22 protein-coding genes are annotated in these 17775 nt (G+C 62.0%); 15 read left to right on the top strand and 7 right to left on the bottom strand.

From position 1 onward, the window contains the following. The first annotated feature begins 2 nt into the window (after window positions 1-2). Both AO692_RS12515 and AO692_RS12510 read left to right on the top strand, forming a co-directional pair. Window positions 3-530, top strand: coding sequence for a hypothetical protein (locus tag AO692_RS12515; protein ID WP_244483345.1), 528 nt, complete (start codon window positions 3-5; stop codon window positions 528-530). A gap of 136 nt (window positions 531-666) precedes the next feature. Further along, entirely contained in the window at window positions 667-975 is a 309-nt protein-coding gene (locus AO692_RS12510) for a hypothetical protein (protein ID WP_054310381.1), read from the top strand. A gap of 57 nt (window positions 976-1032) precedes the next feature. On the opposite strand, the gene AO692_RS12505 is transcribed toward AO692_RS12510, so the two are convergent. After that, the gene (locus AO692_RS12505; protein ID WP_054310380.1) at window positions 1033-1824 is read right to left on the bottom strand and encodes a lytic transglycosylase domain-containing protein; all 792 of its coding nucleotides are present in this window, start codon (window positions 1822-1824) and stop codon (window positions 1033-1035) included. 294 nt (window positions 1825-2118) lie between these two features. Here AO692_RS12505 and AO692_RS12500 point away from each other — a divergent pair, with 294 nt between their 5' ends. The 5 genes from AO692_RS12500 (at window position 2119) to rpsP (ending at window position 6429) form a co-directional block, all read left to right on the top strand. After that, window positions 2119-2715 (top strand): DUF1236 domain-containing protein, encoded by a 597-nt coding sequence (locus AO692_RS12500; RefSeq protein WP_054310379.1) that lies wholly within the window; start codon window positions 2119-2121, stop codon window positions 2713-2715. 126 nt (window positions 2716-2841) lie between these two features. Beyond that, entirely contained in the window at window positions 2842-3783 is a 942-nt protein-coding gene (locus AO692_RS12495) for a type II CAAX endopeptidase family protein (RefSeq protein WP_054310378.1), read from the top strand. 266 nt (window positions 3784-4049) lie between these two features. After that, window positions 4050-5645, top strand: coding sequence for a signal recognition particle protein (gene ffh / locus AO692_RS12490; protein WP_054310377.1), 1596 nt, complete (start codon window positions 4050-4052; stop codon window positions 5643-5645). 7 nt (window positions 5646-5652) lie between these two features. Further along, complete coding sequence (locus AO692_RS12485; RefSeq protein ID WP_054310376.1) at window positions 5653-5979, top strand: chorismate mutase; 327 nt, start codon at window positions 5653-5655, stop codon at window positions 5977-5979. A gap of 48 nt (window positions 5980-6027) precedes the next feature. Next, window positions 6028-6429: a 30S ribosomal protein S16 gene (gene rpsP / locus AO692_RS12480; protein WP_054310375.1), complete on the top strand. Its 402-nt coding sequence runs from the start codon at window positions 6028-6030 to the stop codon at window positions 6427-6429. Between the two features lie 52 nt (window positions 6430-6481). On the opposite strand, the gene AO692_RS12475 is transcribed toward rpsP, so the two are convergent. Further along, a complete protein-coding gene (locus tag AO692_RS12475; RefSeq protein WP_054310374.1) occupies window positions 6482-6892 on the bottom strand; it encodes a cupin domain-containing protein in 411 nt (136 codons plus the stop codon). A gap of 100 nt (window positions 6893-6992) precedes the next feature. Here AO692_RS12475 and AO692_RS12470 point away from each other — a divergent pair, with 100 nt between their 5' ends. Then, window positions 6993-7886 (top strand): LysR family transcriptional regulator, encoded by an 894-nt coding sequence (locus AO692_RS12470; RefSeq protein WP_054310373.1) that lies wholly within the window; start codon window positions 6993-6995, stop codon window positions 7884-7886. 271 nt (window positions 7887-8157) lie between these two features. Here the strand turns inward: AO692_RS12470 and AO692_RS33140 are convergent, their stop codons facing one another. Further along, a complete protein-coding gene (locus AO692_RS33140) occupies window positions 8158-8373 on the bottom strand; it encodes a hypothetical protein (RefSeq protein WP_054310372.1) in 216 nt (71 codons plus the stop codon). 91 nt (window positions 8374-8464) lie between these two features. On the opposite strand from AO692_RS33140, the gene AO692_RS12460 reads away from it, so the two are divergent. Beyond that, entirely contained in the window at window positions 8465-10633 is a 2169-nt protein-coding gene (locus AO692_RS12460) for an EAL domain-containing protein (protein ID WP_161808068.1), read from the top strand. A gap of 30 nt (window positions 10634-10663) precedes the next feature. On the opposite strand, the gene AO692_RS12455 is transcribed toward AO692_RS12460, so the two are convergent. The 3 genes from AO692_RS12455 to AO692_RS12445 form a co-directional block, all read right to left on the bottom strand. Continuing rightward, entirely contained in the window at window positions 10664-11569 is a 906-nt protein-coding gene (locus AO692_RS12455) for a bestrophin family ion channel (RefSeq protein ID WP_054310370.1), read from the bottom strand. A 137-nt stretch (window positions 11570-11706) separates the two neighbouring features. Next, window positions 11707-12018 (bottom strand): YMGG-like glycine zipper-containing protein, encoded by a 312-nt coding sequence (locus AO692_RS12450; protein WP_152979822.1) that lies wholly within the window; start codon window positions 12016-12018, stop codon window positions 11707-11709. Window positions 12019-12191: 173 nt separating this feature from the next. Beyond that, the gene (locus AO692_RS12445; RefSeq protein WP_054310369.1) at window positions 12192-12620 is read right to left on the bottom strand and encodes a DoxX family protein; all 429 of its coding nucleotides are present in this window, start codon (window positions 12618-12620) and stop codon (window positions 12192-12194) included. 133 nt (window positions 12621-12753) lie between these two features. On the opposite strand from AO692_RS12445, the gene AO692_RS12440 reads away from it, so the two are divergent. The 3 genes from AO692_RS12440 (at window position 12754) to AO692_RS12430 (ending at window position 15763) form a co-directional block, all read left to right on the top strand. Beyond that, window positions 12754-13161: an ACT domain-containing protein gene (locus AO692_RS12440; protein ID WP_054310368.1), complete on the top strand. Its 408-nt coding sequence runs from the start codon at window positions 12754-12756 to the stop codon at window positions 13159-13161. A 66-nt stretch (window positions 13162-13227) separates the two neighbouring features. Then, window positions 13228-14427: a GGDEF domain-containing protein gene (locus tag AO692_RS12435; RefSeq protein ID WP_161808067.1), complete on the top strand. Its 1200-nt coding sequence runs from the start codon at window positions 13228-13230 to the stop codon at window positions 14425-14427. 112 nt (window positions 14428-14539) lie between these two features. Further along, window positions 14540-15763, top strand: coding sequence for a GGDEF domain-containing protein (locus tag AO692_RS12430; RefSeq protein WP_054310366.1), 1224 nt, complete (start codon window positions 14540-14542; stop codon window positions 15761-15763). Here AO692_RS12430 and AO692_RS12425 read toward each other — a convergent pair. After that, window positions 15747-16109, bottom strand: a complete 363-nt coding sequence (locus AO692_RS12425) for a hypothetical protein (protein WP_054310365.1) — start codon at window positions 16107-16109, stop codon at window positions 15747-15749. The genes AO692_RS12430 and AO692_RS12425 overlap by 17 nt on opposite strands. A gap of 174 nt (window positions 16110-16283) precedes the next feature. On the opposite strand from AO692_RS12425, the gene AO692_RS12420 reads away from it, so the two are divergent. From AO692_RS12420 to sdhD, 3 genes are all read left to right on the top strand, one after another. Continuing rightward, a complete protein-coding gene (locus tag AO692_RS12420; RefSeq protein ID WP_244483344.1) occupies window positions 16284-16736 on the top strand; it encodes a hypothetical protein in 453 nt (150 codons plus the stop codon). 235 nt (window positions 16737-16971) lie between these two features. Next, window positions 16972-17376, top strand: coding sequence for a succinate dehydrogenase, cytochrome b556 subunit (gene sdhC / locus AO692_RS12415; protein ID WP_054310364.1), 405 nt, complete (start codon window positions 16972-16974; stop codon window positions 17374-17376). 3 nt (window positions 17377-17379) lie between these two features. Next, window positions 17380-17775, top strand: coding sequence for a succinate dehydrogenase, hydrophobic membrane anchor protein (gene sdhD / locus AO692_RS12410; RefSeq protein ID WP_054310363.1), 396 nt, complete (start codon window positions 17380-17382; stop codon window positions 17773-17775).

Below are 17775 nucleotides of genomic sequence, written 5' to 3'. Positions count from 1 at the left end.
CCGTGCGCGCGGTCGCCTTCACCGTCGTCGGTCTCATGGTTCCGACGACGGTATTGCCCGCCGCCGCGCAGGAGTTCGATCCGGCTGCACTGGATCTGCCTGCGCTGGTCGAATGCAGAGCCGACGTACCGACTTACAATGGTCTTGCCTTCTGGCTGACGGGCGAACCTGAGGCGGCTGGAGAGCTCGGCTGGCGCAAGGTCGATAGCGGCAATCCCTTCCTGTCTCAGTATGAACTGGAAAAGCCGCTGGCTGTCTTCGGCACGGAAACGAAGGCCCTGGTCTTCACTTCAAGCGGTCCGATGGCGGTGCTCGAGGGCGTCACCGCCACCGATCTGGCAAAGAAGCTCGGCATCGAGCCGATGATTTCCACCGAGCAGAAATTCCTCGGCGAGAAGGTCATCCTGGAGAAGACCGAGACGTCCGAAGGCTTGACGCTTGCCACGCGCGTCAGTCTCAACGTTTCCACGGTCGAGTCGCATCCGGGCAAAGTGCTTGCGGGATGCTCCTACAAGATCGAGGTCAAGTAGCGAACGGGACGAAGGCGGCTATCGTCGGCGGACAAGCAGACAATTTCATGGGGCAGCCGCCTCGCGAGTGTCGTGCTGGCTTGAACTTTCGGTCGCCTTCGATACGCTCTGGCCTTGTTCGGCTGGGGGGCCTTCCATGAAGAAAGAATTCTACGCATCGCTTGCGGCGGTCGTGGTGCTGACCAGCGGTCAAACCGCCCAAGCCGGGAACAAGCCGGATATCAAGGCCGGCATCGACAGGTGCATAGAGCACTATGCCACGATCCCTCTTTCCCTGAAGGAAGAGTTCAGGACCTTCATGGGTGTGTCGAAAGAGCGCGTGCCAGCGATTTTCTGCCAGCGCCTGGTCAAAGCTTTCGCAAGCGGACGAATTACCTATTCCGACATCAACCGTCTCCAGGAGAGCCGGTCCACTGAGATCTGGAAGGTCATAAAAGGGAAATAGGCGAGGACCGCCCGATGAGCGATCCTCGATGGCCGAGCTTCTGCTCGGCCGGTCCCGTCAATTGTTGTCGATAGCAGAAGCGATGCGGGCGATTGCCTGCTGATAGACGCTGGCGGAATTCCAACCGGCGATCGCGCCCATGTTTCCTTCCGCGCCTACGCCGGCCTGCCAGCCATGTCCCTTGAGAAAGTTGGCGGTTGAAGCAAGCGCGGTTTCCTTGTCACGCAGATTTGCGCCGCCGACGCCATATTTCAGGACGTTGCCGGGCAGGAACTGGGTGTGGCCGATCTCGCCATGCATCGCGCCCACCGAGCTGGCGCTCAGCGCGCCGCGATCGACAAGCTTGAGCGCCGCAATGGCATGGGGGTAGAAGAACTGCGGACGGCGGCAGTCATAGGCGAGCGTCACGATGGCCGAGACCGTATTCTGCTTGCCCATGGCGGCGCCGAAGCCGGTTTCCATGCCCCAGATCGCAAGCAGCACGCCGGGCGACACGCCATAGGTGCTCTCGATCCTGTTGAAGAGCGCCGCGTTCGCCTTCTTCATCGACTTGCCACGCGAAATGATCGTCGAAGCGCCCCGGCGCCTCATGAAATCTTCCACCGACCCGCTGAAAGCCTTCTTGACGGCCCGGTCGGCCCTGATGGTTGCTGCGGCGTATGTTGCGCCATTCAGCGCTGCAAGCCCGCGACCCTTGACGCCGGCAGCCTGGGCCTCCTGCGCGAACTCCGCCTTCCATTCCTCGAATCCGGCGGAAGTCTTGCCGCATTCGGCCGCCTGGCTGGCGCCCGTCAGCAGCCAAAGCGCCGCCGCGGCTGCGAAAACCTTTCCCTTGGCACGCAATGCCATTCTCATCTCCTGGTTGCCTGAATCACCTCGCGAGGCGAATTTGCCAGCGAAACCCGTGCTTGTCACCGACGTTTGCCTGGCCGCCCGCCATGCTCCGGCTAAAGGGCAGAACCCGGCGCCAATCAAGCGTTTTTTGCAAATATCGGCCGGTCGGCCGGTCGATGTGCGAGAACCTGCGGCTCACCTGCAACGACAATGCGGAACAAAGCGTGAGCATTGGTCAAAACTTTAGCGGGAACGCATGGGAGAGGGAGGCGTTTGGGTCCCCGAGGGACACAACGAAGGAGCAAGACAATGAGAACATTGCTGTTGTCCGCGGTCGCGGGAACACTGGTTGCCATGTCAGGCTCGGCATGGGCGGATACGCTCGTATCGGCCGATAGGGACCTCAACATGCGCGCCGGTCCTGGCGCGCGGTACCCAGTCGTGGGTGTTTTGGCGGCAGGCCAGACCGCTGTGCTGGATGGATGCCTGCAAGGGTCGAAATGGTGCGCCGTCGGCAGTTCCGGCAACCGCGCCTGGGTCAACTCGGACTATGTCACCTCCGAATTCGCAGGCCAACGCGTGGTGCTGACCGAACGACCGGTGGATTCCGGTGTGACCGTCATCGAAACACCCGGTGCTCTCAGCGACGACGAGTTGTCCACCGGTTCGATTGTCCAGGACGATGAAGTGGACGCGCCAGTACCGCCGATGGAAGTGCGCAGCTATGTCAGGACAAACGCGATCGATCCGATCGATATCGAGGATGAGGTTCGAATAGGTGCCACGCTGCCCGATACGGTCGTGCTGCGTGAGGTTCCCGGTTACGACTATCGCTATGCCTATGTGAATGGCGAGCCGGTGATCGTCAGCCCGTCGTCCCGGCATATCGTCTATGTGGGCGATTGAGACCGGCTTCGGTAGCCACGCCTGCGAACTTTTAACCTAGCCTTTGCAACCTGATTGCGAGGGGCCCGGGCATCGCCTAGTCATGGCGATGCCCGATACAATTTGCGGGTAATCGAAAGAGCCCGCATGATCACCGAACCGACAGCCTTCCAGCGCTACCGTTCGAGCCCAAATGGCAAGACGACGCTGTTGCGTCTTATCCTCGGCACCGTGGTCATCGTGCTTATCTGGACGCTGTCGACCTTTGCGGTGGTTCGGCTGGGTTGGGGACTGGTTGGGCTCGTGCCCGTGTCGCTGCGGCCAAGTGGCTATGGGATGGAGCCTTTCCTCGCCTCGCCCATAGGCGTGCTGACGGCGCTCGTCACATTCTGCGGCATATGGGCCGGCGCCTGGCTGGTGATGCGATGGATTCATGGCGAGCCGCTTTCGTCCCTTTTCGGCAACAGCCATCGGATTTCCCGATCCGATTTTCTCAAGGGTTTTATTGCCGTTATCCTCACCTCGATTTTTTCGGAGGTGCTGCTGTATCTCATCGATCCCGTGGTCCAGCGCGGGACGATTGACTTCACCGCCTGGCTGCTGGCTTTGGCGCCGGTGGCGCTGCTGGGCTTCGTCCAGACATCCTCGGAAGAACTTCTGTTTCGCGGTTACCTACCGCGCGGCCTGGCCAGTCGTTTCCGCAGCCCGTTGGTGTGGGCGCTGCTGCCGACACTGGTCTTCGCCATGCTGCACTGGAATGGAAGTTCCACACCGGCGATGAACGCAGCCGCACTTGTTTCTGTCGGCGTCTTCGCGGCGGTCCTGATGGCGCTCGTCTATTCGACCGGGAATCTCGGCGCCGCCTTCGGCGCGCATCTCGGCAACAACCTGTTCGGTTTCCTGCTGATATCGCACCAGGCCAATCTTTCCGGCTTCGCGCTGTTCGAGGCGCGGTCGTTGGAAGGTGCTGGCTGGGCGGGCATCGACGCGATCCTGATCGCGGGCATCGGCGTCGTGTCCAGCCTGCTGACCGCATTGCTCCTGTTGCATCCGCGTTCGTTGCTCAGGGTGTCGCCGGATCTCGGTTGAGCAGTCGAAACGGCCGATTTCCGCCGTTTCTCTTGACTCTCGCCCATTTTTCCTGTCAAAGGCCGCCAACTTCCGCGACGATCATTCTCGCGAAAGCCGACCGGGACGTGGCGAGCGCTGCAAGATGCGCGTCACATCGATCCCGGAGGCCAACATCCGGCAGCGCTGTGCGCCCCCGGGTGCTTTTTGGTTTTGGGCTTTGCTTGGATGATCGATACGGGCGTATTACCTCTCGGGTCTGACCATCCGGGATCGAAGGAAGAAGCATGTTCGAATCGCTACAAGAGCGACTTGGCTCAATTCTGAATGGCCTTACCGGCCGCGGCGCGCTGTCGGAAGCCGATGTTTCGGCCGCGCTGCGCGAAGTGCGTCGCGCGCTGCTCGAGGCCGACGTCGCACTGGAGGTCGTGCGCTCGTTCACCGACAAGGTGCGCGAGAAGGCGGTCGGTGCTGCGGTTCTGAAGGCGATCAAACCTGGCCAGATGGTCGTCAAGATCGTGCATGACGAACTGGTCGAGATGCTTGGTGCCGAGGGCGTTGCCATCGATCTCAACGCGCCGGCACCGGTCGTGATCATGATGGTCGGTCTGCAGGGCTCGGGTAAGACGACGACCAGTGCCAAGATCGCCAAGCGGATGACCGAGCGCCAGGGCAAGAAAGTGCTCATGGCTTCGCTCGATACGCGCCGTCCAGCCGCGCAGGAACAGCTGCGCCAGCTCGGCGAGCAGACCAAGGTGGCGACGCTGCCCATCATTGCCGGGCAGACGCCGGTCGACATCGCCAAGCGCGCCGTGCAGGCGGCCAAGCTTGGCGGCCATGATATCCTCATTCTCGACACCGCCGGCCGCACGCATATCGACGAGCCGCTGATGGTCGAGATGGCCGATATCAAGAAGGCATCGACCCCTCACGAAATCCTGCTGGTGGCCGACTCGCTGACCGGTCAGGATGCCGTCAACCTCGCCAAGAATTTCGACGACCGCGTCGGCATCACCGGTCTTGTCCTCACCCGCATGGATGGCGATGGCCGCGGTGGCGCGGCGCTGTCGATGCGCGCCGTCACCGGCAAGCCGATCAAGCTCATCGGCACCGGCGAGAAGATGGACGGGCTGGAAGAGTTCCACCCCAAGCGTATCGCCGACCGCATCCTCGGCATGGGCGATATCGTTTCGCTGGTCGAGAAGGCTGCCGAAACCATCGACGCGGAAAAGGCCGCGGCGATGGCCAAGAAGATGCAGTCCGGCAAGTTCGACCTGAACGACCTCGCCGACCAGCTTGGCCAGATGCAGAAAATGGGCGGCATGGGCGGCATCATGGGTCTGATGCCCGGCATGGGCAAGATGAAGGACCAGATGGCTGCTGCCGGCCTCGACGACAAGATGTTTGGCCGTCAGCTCGCGATCATCTCCTCCATGACCAAGGCCGAGCGTGCAAATCCGGACCTTCTGAAGCACAGCCGCAAGAAGCGTATCGCAGCGGGTTCCGGCACCGACGCCGCCGAGATCAACAAGCTCTTGAAGATGCATCGCGGCATGGCCGACATGATGAAGGCGATGGGCGGCAAGGGCAAAGGCGGTGGCATGATGCGCGGCCTGATGGGCGGGCTGGCTAACAAGATGGGCCTTGGCGGCATGATGCCCGGCATGGGCGGCATGCCCGATCTTTCCAAGATGGATCCCAAGCAGCTCGAAGCCCTGCAGAAGCAGGCTGAGGCTGCAGGGCTCGGCAAGGGGCTGCCGGGCGGAATGCCCGGAGGGCTTCCCGGCTTGGGTGGCGGCGGTCTGCCTGGTCTGCCAGGCGGCCTGAAGCTCCCTGGTCTCGGCGGCCCGGGTGGCTTGCCGGGTCTCGGCAAGAAGAAGTGAGGCGGCGATGAGCGACGAAAAAGCAATGGAAACCGCCCGAGGCCAACTCGCCGGCTATCGCGCTTCGATCGACAACATCGATGCCGCGCTCGTTCACATGCTGGCGGAGCGCTTTCGCTGCACCAAGGCGGTCGGTGTGCTGAAAGCCACGCACGGCTTGCCGCCTGCCGACCCGAAGCGTGAGACAGAGCAGATCGAGCGGCTGCGCCGGCTTGCCAAAGAAGCGCAACTCGATCCCGATTTCGCGGAAAAATTTCTGAACTTCGTCATCCGCGAAGTTATCCGCCATCACGAACAGATCGCCGCGGAAAACGGCGCAAGCAAAACCGGCTGAACCCGGCCGTAACCCGATCAACGAGAATCAGAGCTTTAGGAGAAAAAAATGGCACTGAAGATCAGACTGGCCCGCGCGGGCTCGAAGAAGCGTCCTTACTACCACATCGTCGTTGCCGACGCGCGCTCGCCGCGCGACGGCCGCTTCATTGAGGCTATCGGCGCCTGGAACCCGCTGCTGCCCAAGGATGGCGAGCGCATCAAGATCGATGCCGACCGCGCCAAGCATTGGCTGGGCAATGGCGCACAGCCGACCGACCGCGTGCTGCGCTTCTTCGACGAAGCCGGCATTGCCAAGCGCGAAGCCCGCAACAACCCGACCAAGGCCGAGCCGGGCAAGAAGGCACAGGAACGCGCCGCCCTGCTGAAGAAGGCCCAGGAAGATGCAGCCGCCGCTGTGGCTGCCGCTGCCGCGCCGACCGAAGCACCGGCCGAAGCCAGCGCCGAGTAAGATCTCCGCTACGGCGAAGAGACGGCGGGCCGAAAGGCCCGCCGTTTTGCGTTCAAGGGACAGGGTCGGCGAACGGTGTATCCGGTGTGCTGGCATAGAAGATCACCATCCGCGCAGGGGTATCGGCGCTGAGATTGCGGCCGATCATGGCGATGTGCGGCGGTTCGACGAAGACGTCGCCTGCCTTCAGGTCCACCGGTGCCCGGCCCTCGAGTTCAAGCGTGAACGTTCCTTCCAGCATGTAGACCGTCACGGGATGGCGGTGCCTATGATGAGGCGTGCGATCGCCTGGATCGAGCCTGGCCAGCAGGACCCGGATCTCCTGCGTCTCCTCCGTCGGCATGCCGGTCGCCGCCTCGCGGCACAAGACTGAGAGCTTGGCGGCGCCCGAGGGTTGTGCCGAGGTGGTGACGCCGACGGTCATGCCGGCGATGGCGTCACTGGTCGCCATGGTCTTGTGCATCGCTTCCCTCCATCGTTCCTGGATGCAGGCTAATGCAGGGCCGGCCTTTGCGGCAGCCGCAAGCTTGCAGAGCCGTCGGGCAGAAGCGCATAACATCAGGATGTTCGACTGGAACGACTTGCGCTATCTGCTTGCTGTCGCACGCGAGGGCAGCACGCTGGCGGCCGCGCGAGTGCTGGGCGTCAACCAGTCCACCGTTCATCGGCGGCTTGTCGAACTGGAGCGACGCGTCGGTTTTGCGCTCGTGGTCCGCCATGCGACAGGTTACAGGCTTACCAGCCTTGGCGAGGCGCTGCTTCCGGCCGCTGAGCGCGTGGAGACGGACATCTCGTTTCTCCAGAACCAGATCCGCGCCCATGGCGATGAACTTGTCGGGATCATTCGCTTGACTTGTCCCGAGCCGCTGGTATCGCGCCTCGTCGGATCGTCCTACCTCGATCTCTTCCACGAGGAATACCCGGGTCTGAAGATCGAATTCGTGATGAGCGACCGCTATCTCGACCTTGCAAAAGGCGAAGCGGATGTGGCGCTGCGTTCCGGGGAACCGGATGACGAAACGCTGATCGGCCGAAAGATCGCCGATTCGATATGGGCGGTTTACGCGAGCAAAAGCTATCTTCAGCATCACGGCCGGCCGGAACGGATCGACGATCTCGGCGATCACGCGCTCGTTGGCTTCGATGGAATGCTCATCAATCACCGGGCGGCGAAATGGCTGTCCGCCGTTGCACCCGGTGCCAGGATCACGGCGCGCAACAACAGCGTGCTCGGCGTGCTGCATGCCGTGAAATCGGGTGTCGGTATCGCGCCGCTGCCGACCACCATCGCGGACATGGAGGATGATCTGGTCCAGGTTCTCCCGCCGGTGCAAGACCTTGCGCGCGGCTGGTATCTCCTCACCCGGGCCGATCTGCGCCAGACGCCGCGCATCAGCAGTTTCTTCGATTTCACCTTCCGTCATCTGAATCTCATTCGGCCGATCCTGATGGGTTGAGCCTCTCCGAAGTATGACGGGTATATGACATCCGGCTTAAGCAAGAAGTAAGTAAGCGCCCGCTAACGTGCCTGCTATGGCGCGCGCTTCAAGGATGTTGTGCGGGCATGATGCCGTCACGCCGAGCCGGAACTTGTCCGGCATGTGCTGAAAATCGATGCGACTCCGCCTTGAAGCCCGGCGCATGCCGGGCCGTGGGGTGTTGCGGCAATGGGGCTGAATGATGTCGATTGCGGTGCGGATCAAGGAACCGGATGAGCTTGCAAGGCAGCTAAAGCCGATCGAGCACAGTCCAGCAGGCCCGACGGATCGCGCCTTCCGGATCGACACGGAATTCGAAGATGTACGACTGATGCTGCGCCGCTGGCAGGCGGCTTGCATCGACGGCGTTTTGCCGCCTTACGAGGAACTTGCGCTGGGCAGCGTCGGTCGTTTTGCCGATGAACTGGCAGTGGTGCGGGTGGCGGAAGGCCGCGAGGGGGTTCATCCTGCGCGCGGGATCGCGCTTCCGTGGCCTGGCCGATATTGCGGAGGCCCCGGTCTCCCTTTCCGCTTTGCCGTTTGCCGTTCGGCGTGCGGTGAACGACGCCATCGATCTCGCGCGCCTGGCCGCGCGCCCGTATCTGACGCTTTGCCGATCGATCATCGACGGCATGGTGTCGACCATGGAGGTTCTGGCGCTGCCGCTGTCCTGCCGCTGGCCGGGCGAGTACTTCCTGGTCTTCGCAAGGCCGCGCAAAAGCCAGGTCGATCTTGCCCGTCTGCTTATCAATTCGACCGACGAAGGTATCCTTGCGCTGAGCCCGCTGGAAGGTGTCGGCGCATCGCCGCGCGACTACCAGGTGCTCAGCATAAACAATGCCGCCGCGCGGATGCTCGGCGCGCCTGCCGAAGACATGCGGTTCCGCCTGTTGTCGGAGGTAAGTGCGGCGGAATGCCTGGCGCGCTTGCTCGACCGGCGTAACCGCGACCGCGCGCAAGGTGCTGCCGCGCCTTCGCTCGAACTCGAATACGATCTCGCTGGCGAAGTCATTTCCTTGCAGGTCGGTGTCGTCGAAACCGACGGTCTTCTTGCCGTGACGCTGACCGATGTGCGCGAAATCCGCAACCGCGAGGTGCTGTTCCGCTCGCTTTTCGACGACAATCCGGTGCCGATGTATGTGCGCCATATCGCAACCGGTGCCTTCCTCAACGTGAATGCCGCGGCACTTCACCTTTACGGATATGATCGCCCCGCGTTCCTCGCTTTGGACATTCGCAATCTCGAGCCGAATTCCGCTGCGCGTGTCGGTTCCTCCGGCGAGCGTTTTGCGCATCATCGAACGGCATCCGGAGCCGAGCTGGATGTCATCGAGTACACGCGTGCGATAACGGTCGGCGGACAGGCGGCCACGCTGTCGACCATCGTTGACGTGACGGAGCGCAAGCGGGCGGAAGAGCGGATTTCTTTCCTCGCTCATCACGACCCGCTGACGGGTGTCGGCAACCGCACGACCTTTTCGCAGGAAATCGAGGAAGCCGTAGCCACGGCGGTTGCCGGCCACCAGCCATTCGCGCTCGTCCTGATCGACCTCGATGACTTCAAGGCCGTCAACGACACTCTGGGGCATGCTGCCGGGGATTCGCTGCTGATCGAAACCGCCGACCGGATCCGCCGGCTGCTGCGTCGTACGGATCTCGTCGCGCGTCTCGGTGGCGATGAATTCGCCGTGCTGCTGCGCGGCGCGCTGAGCCGGGACGACGTACAACTGCTGGCCGGGCGGATCATCCAGGCCATTTCCCAGCCGCATGGCTATGAAGGACACAAGCTTTCCATCGGTGCCAGCCTCGGAGCCGCCATTGCGCCGGTCGATGCGCGCGATGCCGGCACGCTGCTGAAATGTGCTGACCTGGCGCTCTATCGCTCGAAGCGTGAAGGCAAAGGAACGTTCCATTTCTTCGAACCGGAGATGGATGCCGAAATGCGGGAGCGCAGGGAACTGGAGCTGGAACTCCGTTCTGCCGACTTCGACCGCGAACTGGAATTGCACTACCAGCCGATCATTTCCCTGCGCAGCGGCGGCTTGCGGGGTTTCGAGGCGCTGGTGCGCTGGCGAAATCCACGGCGGGGAATGGTATCTCCAGCGGAATTCATCCCATTGGCCGAAGAGACCGGCATGATCGATGCCATCGGCCGCTGGGTGCTCGAGGAAGCCTGCCGGCGTGCGGCTTGTTGGCCGCAGGATCTCATCATCGCGGTGAATGCGTCCGCGGTTCAATTTCGCCAGGGCCGCTTCGCCGAGACGGTCGGCAAGGCGATCGCTGCATCCGGTCTCGACCCTTCGCGCCTGGAGATCGAAATCACTGAATCCGTGCTGCTGGCCGATACCGGCGCCAATCTCGCCTTGCTGCAACGGCTGAAAGATGTCGGCGTGCGTGTCGCGCTGGACGATTTCGGCACCGGGTATTCCAGCATGAGCTATCTCAGGCGCTTCCCGTTCAGCCGGCTGAAGATCGACCGCTCCTTCATCCGCGACATTGGCTCCAGTCGCGAGTCCATGGCGATCGTGCGGGCCATCATCGGGCTGGGCGCCAATCTTGGCATCGACACCACAGCCGAGGGGGTCGAGACAGGCGCGCAGCTTGAATTGCTCAAGCAAGAGCGCTGCGGCGAGATCCAGGGTTTCCTGTTCAGTCCGCCGGTCGACAGCGTTGGCGCCCTGCGCATCATCGACAGCTATCGCGGCGGCGAGAGCAAGGTCGCCTAGCACCTGAAAGAGGCGATCCCGCGCGGACCCCTACGAGTAGAAGAAGTTCTCGGCCTCCAGCATCGGCGGAGCCGGTTCGCCGAGCGCTTCGAACACCGACACTTCGCAGACCCGGCAAAGCGCGTCCAGCGCAAGGTCGTTGGCCTCCGTGCCGAACGGGTCTTCCAATTCTTCCGACAACGCGTCGAGCCCGAAAAAAGTATAGGCGATCAGCGCTGTGAACAGCGGCGTCACCCAGCCGGCGGTGGTGGCCAGGCCGAACGGCAAGAGCAGGCAGACGATGTAGGCTGTCCTGTGCAGGAGCAAGGTATAGGCGAAGGGCAGCGGCGTGCCGGCTATGCGTTCGCAACCGGCCTGCATGGCGGCAATCGCCGACAGACGCTCGTCGAGAATACGGTAGCCGATGCTGTCGATCGCGCCGCTTTCACGCAAGGCCGCCACCCGCCTGCCCATGCGCCGCACCAATTCGTCCGGCCGATTGGCGACGGCGGTGAGGCTGTCGGCAGCCTCGCCGATGAAAGGACGGGCGTCGGCGGCGCTATCGATCCGGCGCACCTGCCCGCGCAACAGGTGGCAGAAGGCCAGCACGTCCATCAGCAGTGAACGTTGTTCTTCCCGCGGTGAAATCAGGCCGGTGGTGGCACGGGCGAGATTGCGGACATCATAAACCAGCTGTCCCCACAGCTTGCGCGCTTCCCACCAGCGATCATAGGCGGCGTTGTTGCGGAAGCCGAGATAGATCGACAGCGTCACCCCAAGCAGGCCGAAAGGGGCGATGGTGAAGCCGCTGAGTTCAATGTCGAAATATTGCACCAGCGCCACCATGGCAGCCGCATAGGCGGCAAAGCCGATGATCTGCGGCAGAATCCGCGGCACGATCGAACCGCGCATGATGAAGAAGAGCTGCCAGAGCCCCGGTTTCGGCCGCACGATCATGAGAAGGCCCACCCTTGGAAAGCGTCCGTCTCAGCGGACTGGCTGGGCATAGAATGAGAAGCGACAACTGGCAACAGACGGCCGCGACACGATCCGTCGCGACCGCCGCTTCAGGTGCTGTTTTTGCAATCGCCGCGTCAGTAGCCGGGGCGGTCGCGATAGTCGGGATCGCCGTTGTAGTAGCGGCCGCCGCGATCCGGACAACGGTCAACGAAGACGCGTCCATAACGGTCACGGTAGCGGCATTTGCCACGTTCGCTGGCATTGCCGATCAAGGCGCCGGCCACGGTGCCGACAGCGCCGCCGATAACGGCGCCCTCGACCGGATTGCCCGCAACGGCAGCACCCACTGCCGCACCACCCAGTCCGCCGATCGCAGCGCCCTTTTCCGTCTGCGAGCAGGCGGCGAGGGGCAGCAATACCGCTGCCAGGATCAAGACGTTCTTCATGATCGTTCCTTTCGAGAGCGATATGCCGCCCGCCTGGCCCCAACGCTTCAGCACTCGATTCGATCCAAAGGATGGTACCCTTGGAGCGTTTCCGCCTTCGACGGAAACGCTCCAACTCTTTGTGTTGCGCAATTCCGGACGCAAAACCGCTGCACACTTTTGCTGAAATTGCTTTAGCCGGAGAACGGCAACAGTGCGCGCAGCCGTGGATTGCGCAGCCACAGCCCGCCCCACAGAAGCAGGCCGAGATAGATGCCGAAAAATGTATGCGAGAAAAGCGGATTGCCGATCCTGACCTGGGTGGCGATTGCGCCGCCGAAATAGGCCGTGAGCAGGATAGCGCCCAGAAAAGACGTGCGTGGCAGAGCGTAGAGCGCGGTGGAGATCAGGCCGATAATGCCGAGCAGGCGCGCCGTGCCGACATCAGCCGGCCAACCAAGCTCGGCCATCGTCTGAGTGACGATGTCTAGCGGCGGCAATTTGATGACGCCGTCGAAGATCATGAACAGGATGATCACGCCGCTCATGATGCGGCCAGTCCACAAGGCGCGAGCTGAGATGGTTTCGGCGCCGGGCGTGTTGATCTGCGAAATATCAGACATGGTTGTTCCCTCCGGTTGTTCGCAGCCTGGATTTGTCAGCGACTGGCTGCGAAGTTGTCTTCAAGACGAATGGAAAGGCATCCGCCCGACATCGGGCCGCAAATTTTGCCGACGAACCGCCTTGTGAGGAACCATGAGTGGTGAGACCGACTTGAAGATGCTGCTCGGTTCGATGCGGCCAGACCTGCAGCCGGACACCTATGTGTTCGTCACGCTTCCTCTCGATCAGAGCTTGCCGGACGGCGTCCCGCCGCTGATGGTGTTCGGTGAGAAAGAGGGCTGGACCTGCATCGTGGGCGAAGAGGCCGCTGGCCGAGCCGGGCTTTCGGGTACTTTCCCCTGCCGCATGATCACGCTTTCAATCCACTCGTCCCTGGAAGCCGTGGGCTTTCTTGCCGCGGTGCTGCCGCGTCTTGCTGCGGCCGGCATGGGCGTCAATCCGGTGTCAGGCTTCTACCACGACCATCTGTTCGTGCCGGCCGATCGTGCCGAGGACGCAATGCGGATCCTTGAGGAAGTGGCCTCGGCGCACAGGAGCTAACAGCGGGGTTGCCACTTAACGCGTTGTTTGTCCCTTCGCGCTATCATGCAAGAGGGACATTCGGGCGTGGCGGTGAGTCAGCACCTTTTCATTTCTCTTCTCAACCCGGTGCTGTCGATGGTCCTGTCGACGGCATTTTTCGTGTTGTGGTCCTTTCGACGCGAGAACCGCTACGTGCTGCAGCTGTGCGTCTGCTACCTCGCGGTGGCGATTGGCTTCACGTTGCAATCCTTCGATCTCGGCGCCGGTCTGGCCGTATCGAAAGTGATGTCCAATCTTTTGTTCTTCGGAGCTCTTCTGCTGCTCGTGGCGGCTGTCACGACCCGTCAGGGCGTGCGCATTCCCTGGGCGGCGTCGCTTGTCTGCGTAGTTGCGGGCATGGGCGGCTTTCTCTGGTTCTTCTTCGTGCATCCGTACTTTCCGGGGCGGGTGTTTTCCGTGAATTACGGATTGGGCGCTCTCTGCATCGTCGCCATGATGCGGCTGCGCCAATCCAGCCGCCGCTCGGTGATCGACCGCATGATCATCCTGGTCGCCGGCCTCAGGGCTGCGGACTTTTTCATTCGTCCGCTGCTGGTTGCGCTGCTGAGCGGGGCGGATGCCGCCCGCCCGCCATACATAACCTCGCCTTATTGGCTGACCACCAGCCTTTCGGTCATGGTCTTCTCATTGCTGATCGCGCTCACTTTGCTGACTGCCGTCGCGCTCGATACCATCAAGGAACTGCAGGCCGAGTCCGAGACCGACGCACTATCGAAATTGCTCAACCGTCGCGGCTTCGAACAAAAAGCCGCTTCAGTGCTGGAGCGCAGCGCGCAAACGGGTGCACCCGTGACATTGGTGATGGCTGATCTGGATCATTTCAAGTCGGTCAACGACCGTTTCGGGCATGCCGTCGGGGACCAGGTCATCGTCGATTTCGCCGCACGACTCCAGGCGGCAGGTTCGCGCGCGGTTGTCGGCCGTATCGGTGGCGAGGAATTCGCGGTGTTGATGCCGTCGACCGATCTTGTTGCCGGGCGTCTCTTCGCCGAAGCGGTGCGCGAGGCCTTTTGTTCCGAAACGATCGAAGGTGTGCCGCCTGGCGTCAAGCTGACCGCCAGTTTCGGCGTCGCCGGCCGCTTCGGGGGCGAGGCGCTCGCACCCCTGATGCTGCGTGCCGACGAGGCACTTTACAAGGCCAAGCAGAACGGACGTGACAGCGTCCGCATATCGTTCCAGAGGCAGCCGATGGCTGCATTCGTGGAAATCCCTGCTGCAAGCTGAGATCGGGACAGCTGCCGGTCGGTTAACCTGTTCTTCGTTTCGAAGCGATACGATCGTCTCTTGCTAAGATCATTAAGTCGGTGCGACCGAGGCTACGGATAGATTTGTCGCGATGAGCGGTGCGAACTTCATCCTGGCGATCAACCTTTTCGTCGCTGGCCTGCTGGCAGCGGCCTTCATGACCGTTGCCGCCTATGACACGCGCCGTGTCGCGGCACGCTGGCTGGCTCTGGGTTATGCCGTCGGCATGGCCTATTTTGTCGTCGAATTCTCCATCCCCGCCTTCAACTATGCGACGCCGCCGGTGGTGGCGGCCTTTGCGGTGTTTCTTGCGGCGACACTCATCTTCAACGTCGGGCTGGCCCATAAATACGGTCTAACGCCGCCCTGGCGGTTCATGGCCGCGTTTCTGGTGGCCACTTCGGTGATCGTCTATTTCGTGCAGGACCTGCCCAGGCACTCCTTTCCCCGCATGATGGCGTACCAGCTTCCCTATGCGGCAGCACAGCTCATCGGCCTCTGGATCGTCTGGTCGTCCCGGCAGCGGCGCGAGAATCTTGATGTCATCTTGATGGTGGTTCTCGCGGCGAGTGCGCTGCAATTTGCATCGAAGCCGCTGATCGCCCACGCGCTGGGCGGCTGGGGCGCCGATCCGCAGGCCTATCTGCAGACGAACTATGCGATGGTCTCCCAGTCATTGGGGACCGTATTTGCAATTGCCATCGCATTGCTGCTTCTGGTCATCCTGGTGCGCGACGTGCTCGCCGAAGCCACCTCGAAATCGGAAACCGATACCCTTTCGGGTCTGCTCAATCGTGGCGGCTTCAAGCGGCATGCCGAAATTGCGTTGCGCGAAGTCGGCCGTCAGGGCTTGCCGGTGTCGCTCGTCATTGCCGATCTCGATCACTTCAAACGGGTCAACGACAATTTCGGCCATGCCTGCGGCGACCGTGTCATCGAAACCTTCTCCGGCTTCCTGCGCGATGCGGCGGGCCCGAGCCACCTTGCCGCCCGCCTCGGCGGCGAGGAATTCGCCGTGATGCTGCCAGGCACCAATCTTGCTGCGGCGCGGCTGTTCGCGGAAGGCGCGCGCAGCGCCTTCGGCGCGCTGCCGATCAAGGGATTGCCGCTGTCCTATCGCTGCACGGCGAGTTTTGGTGTCGCAGAGCTGCGATCCGGGGAAACCCTTTCCGAATTGATGCGCAGGGCAGACGAGGCGCTCTATGGTGCGAAGAAGGGCGGCCGCGACCAGGTGCGTGTCGCTTCAGGGCCGATCGCCATCGTTGCGAAACCCAACGGCAAGCCGTTGGGCAATGGCTTCAACGGCAGGGACTGATCTCCGGCATTTCGCCGTCGGCAAGGCCATACATATAGGAGCGGCCTTTCACGAAAGCCGGCGGGCGATAGCAGTCGCGCTCGTCGGCATAGTCGCCGCTTCGCTCCAGATGGAGAACCCTGGGTTGGCCGGCACTTGTGTAGTCCGCCATCTTCCTGGCCATGGCACCTTCGCCGACCAAAATGCGCTTATAGCCGGAGGCGCTGTCGATCACGAGGTTGCCAAAGGAATCGGCGTAAGCATGGTCTTGCTCGCCTGACCATGCCAAGGCAGGAGCCGCGTGGCCGAACGCCAGGACGGCAAGGGCGACGCCGCTGACGGCATTGCGGGCAGAATTCCAAAACATGGCGCTCCTCCATCCAAAATGAGGGCTGCCTCCTCGAATCGCAGAATTAACCTTTTCTTAACCTTTGTTAAGGGGGTGGGGCGGTGGCAGAGGGCGACTTTGCTTAACATGGTTAACATCGCGGCTTGATCGGCCGGGACGATCGCGACTAGGTTGGCGCACTGGAGGATTCGCATGGCGCTACGCCGAATGTCCCGGGCGACGCCCACCTCGAAGCGTTTCCGCTTTTCGCGGAAACGCGGAGACACTGAAACGCTGCGCACTTTTGCTGGAATTGCTCCCGTAGTGCTTTTGGCGCTTTCAGCCTGTGTTTCACAGGGCAAGCCTGGCCAGAACACCGCTGCTGCTGGCGCACCAGATTCGCAAACCGCGGCCACGTTGATCGAAAAGGACACGCCTCAACCGCGCACGGCAACTTACAATTGTGCCGACGGCGGCCGCATAACCGTCGAGAACATCGGCAACGCGATCCGCGTTGTCGGTTCGGATGGCGTCAACGAGGAAATGCCCGCCGCGCCGGCCGGCCAGAACAGCCGATTCGGCATTGACCATGACGCAATCGTGATCGACGGCCGAGAGGCGCTGGTCATGAAAGCCAACACCACTCCAGTCGCCTGCAGGCGCTAATCCTTTCGGGCAGCATCCGATAGGCCGGTCGGGTAGTGTCATTCGCGGTCGCGAGGACGTTCAATCGGTTAAAGGCGGCAGCACCGCTATTCGTCAGACTAAATGACTTTTCCGAAACGATTTTCTGGCTTTGACGCGGTGCAAAAAGCGTTTTAGAACGCCGCTGTCCATAGTCGCATTCCGAAGCGTCGGTGCCGCGTTTGCATCGCCGTGACGGGTGCCGAACGGGGAAGCCATGAGCCACTCACCAGCCACCCGCGACAGACCGCTTTCGCCCCATCTGACCGCATATCGATGGCCGGTGACCATGACGATGTCGATCCTTCACCGCGTCACCGGCGGCGCGCTCTATTTCGGCACGCTGCTGGTCGCCTGGTGGCTGACGGCGGCGGCCGGTCCGCAGTCCTATTTCGATTTCGTCAACGGTATCTTCGGCTCATGGTTCGGCCGGCTGGTGCTGTTCGGCTACACCTGGGCGTTGATGCACCACATGCTTGGCGGTATTCGTCATTTCGTATGGGACACTGGCACTGGTCTGGAAAAGCACACCGCCTCGAAGATTGCCTGGGCGACACTGGTCGGCTCGGTCGTCCTGACGATCCTGATCTGGGTTGTCGGCTATATGGTCCGGGGAGGCTGAGCGATGAGTGCAAACAAATCCGACATGCGCACGCCGCTCGGCAAGGTCCGCGGCCTGGGTTCCGCCCGTGAAGGCACCATGCATTTCTGGCGTCAGCGGTTGACGGCAATCGCCAACATCCCGCTGCTGCTCTTTTTCGTTGGCTTCCTCATCGCGAACAACGGCGCGCCTTACGAAGATGTTCGTGCCGCGCTGGCCAATCCGTTGGTGGCGCTGGTGATGGTCCTGGTGTTGATTTCAGGGCTCTATCATATGCGGCTGGGCATGCAGGTCATCATCGAGGACTATGTCCACGGCGAGGGCAGCAAGCTCGCGCTTCTGATCCTCAACACCTTTTTCACGATAGCGGTTGGCGTGGTTTCGATCTTCGCCCTGCTCAAGCTGGCATTCGGAGGCTGA

It is taken from the genome of Mesorhizobium sp. 1M-11 (genome assembly GCF_001303895.1).
Taxonomy (GTDB): domain Bacteria; phylum Pseudomonadota; class Alphaproteobacteria; order Rhizobiales; family Rhizobiaceae; genus Mesorhizobium.
This window is presented reverse-complemented; position numbering and strand designations above follow the sequence as displayed.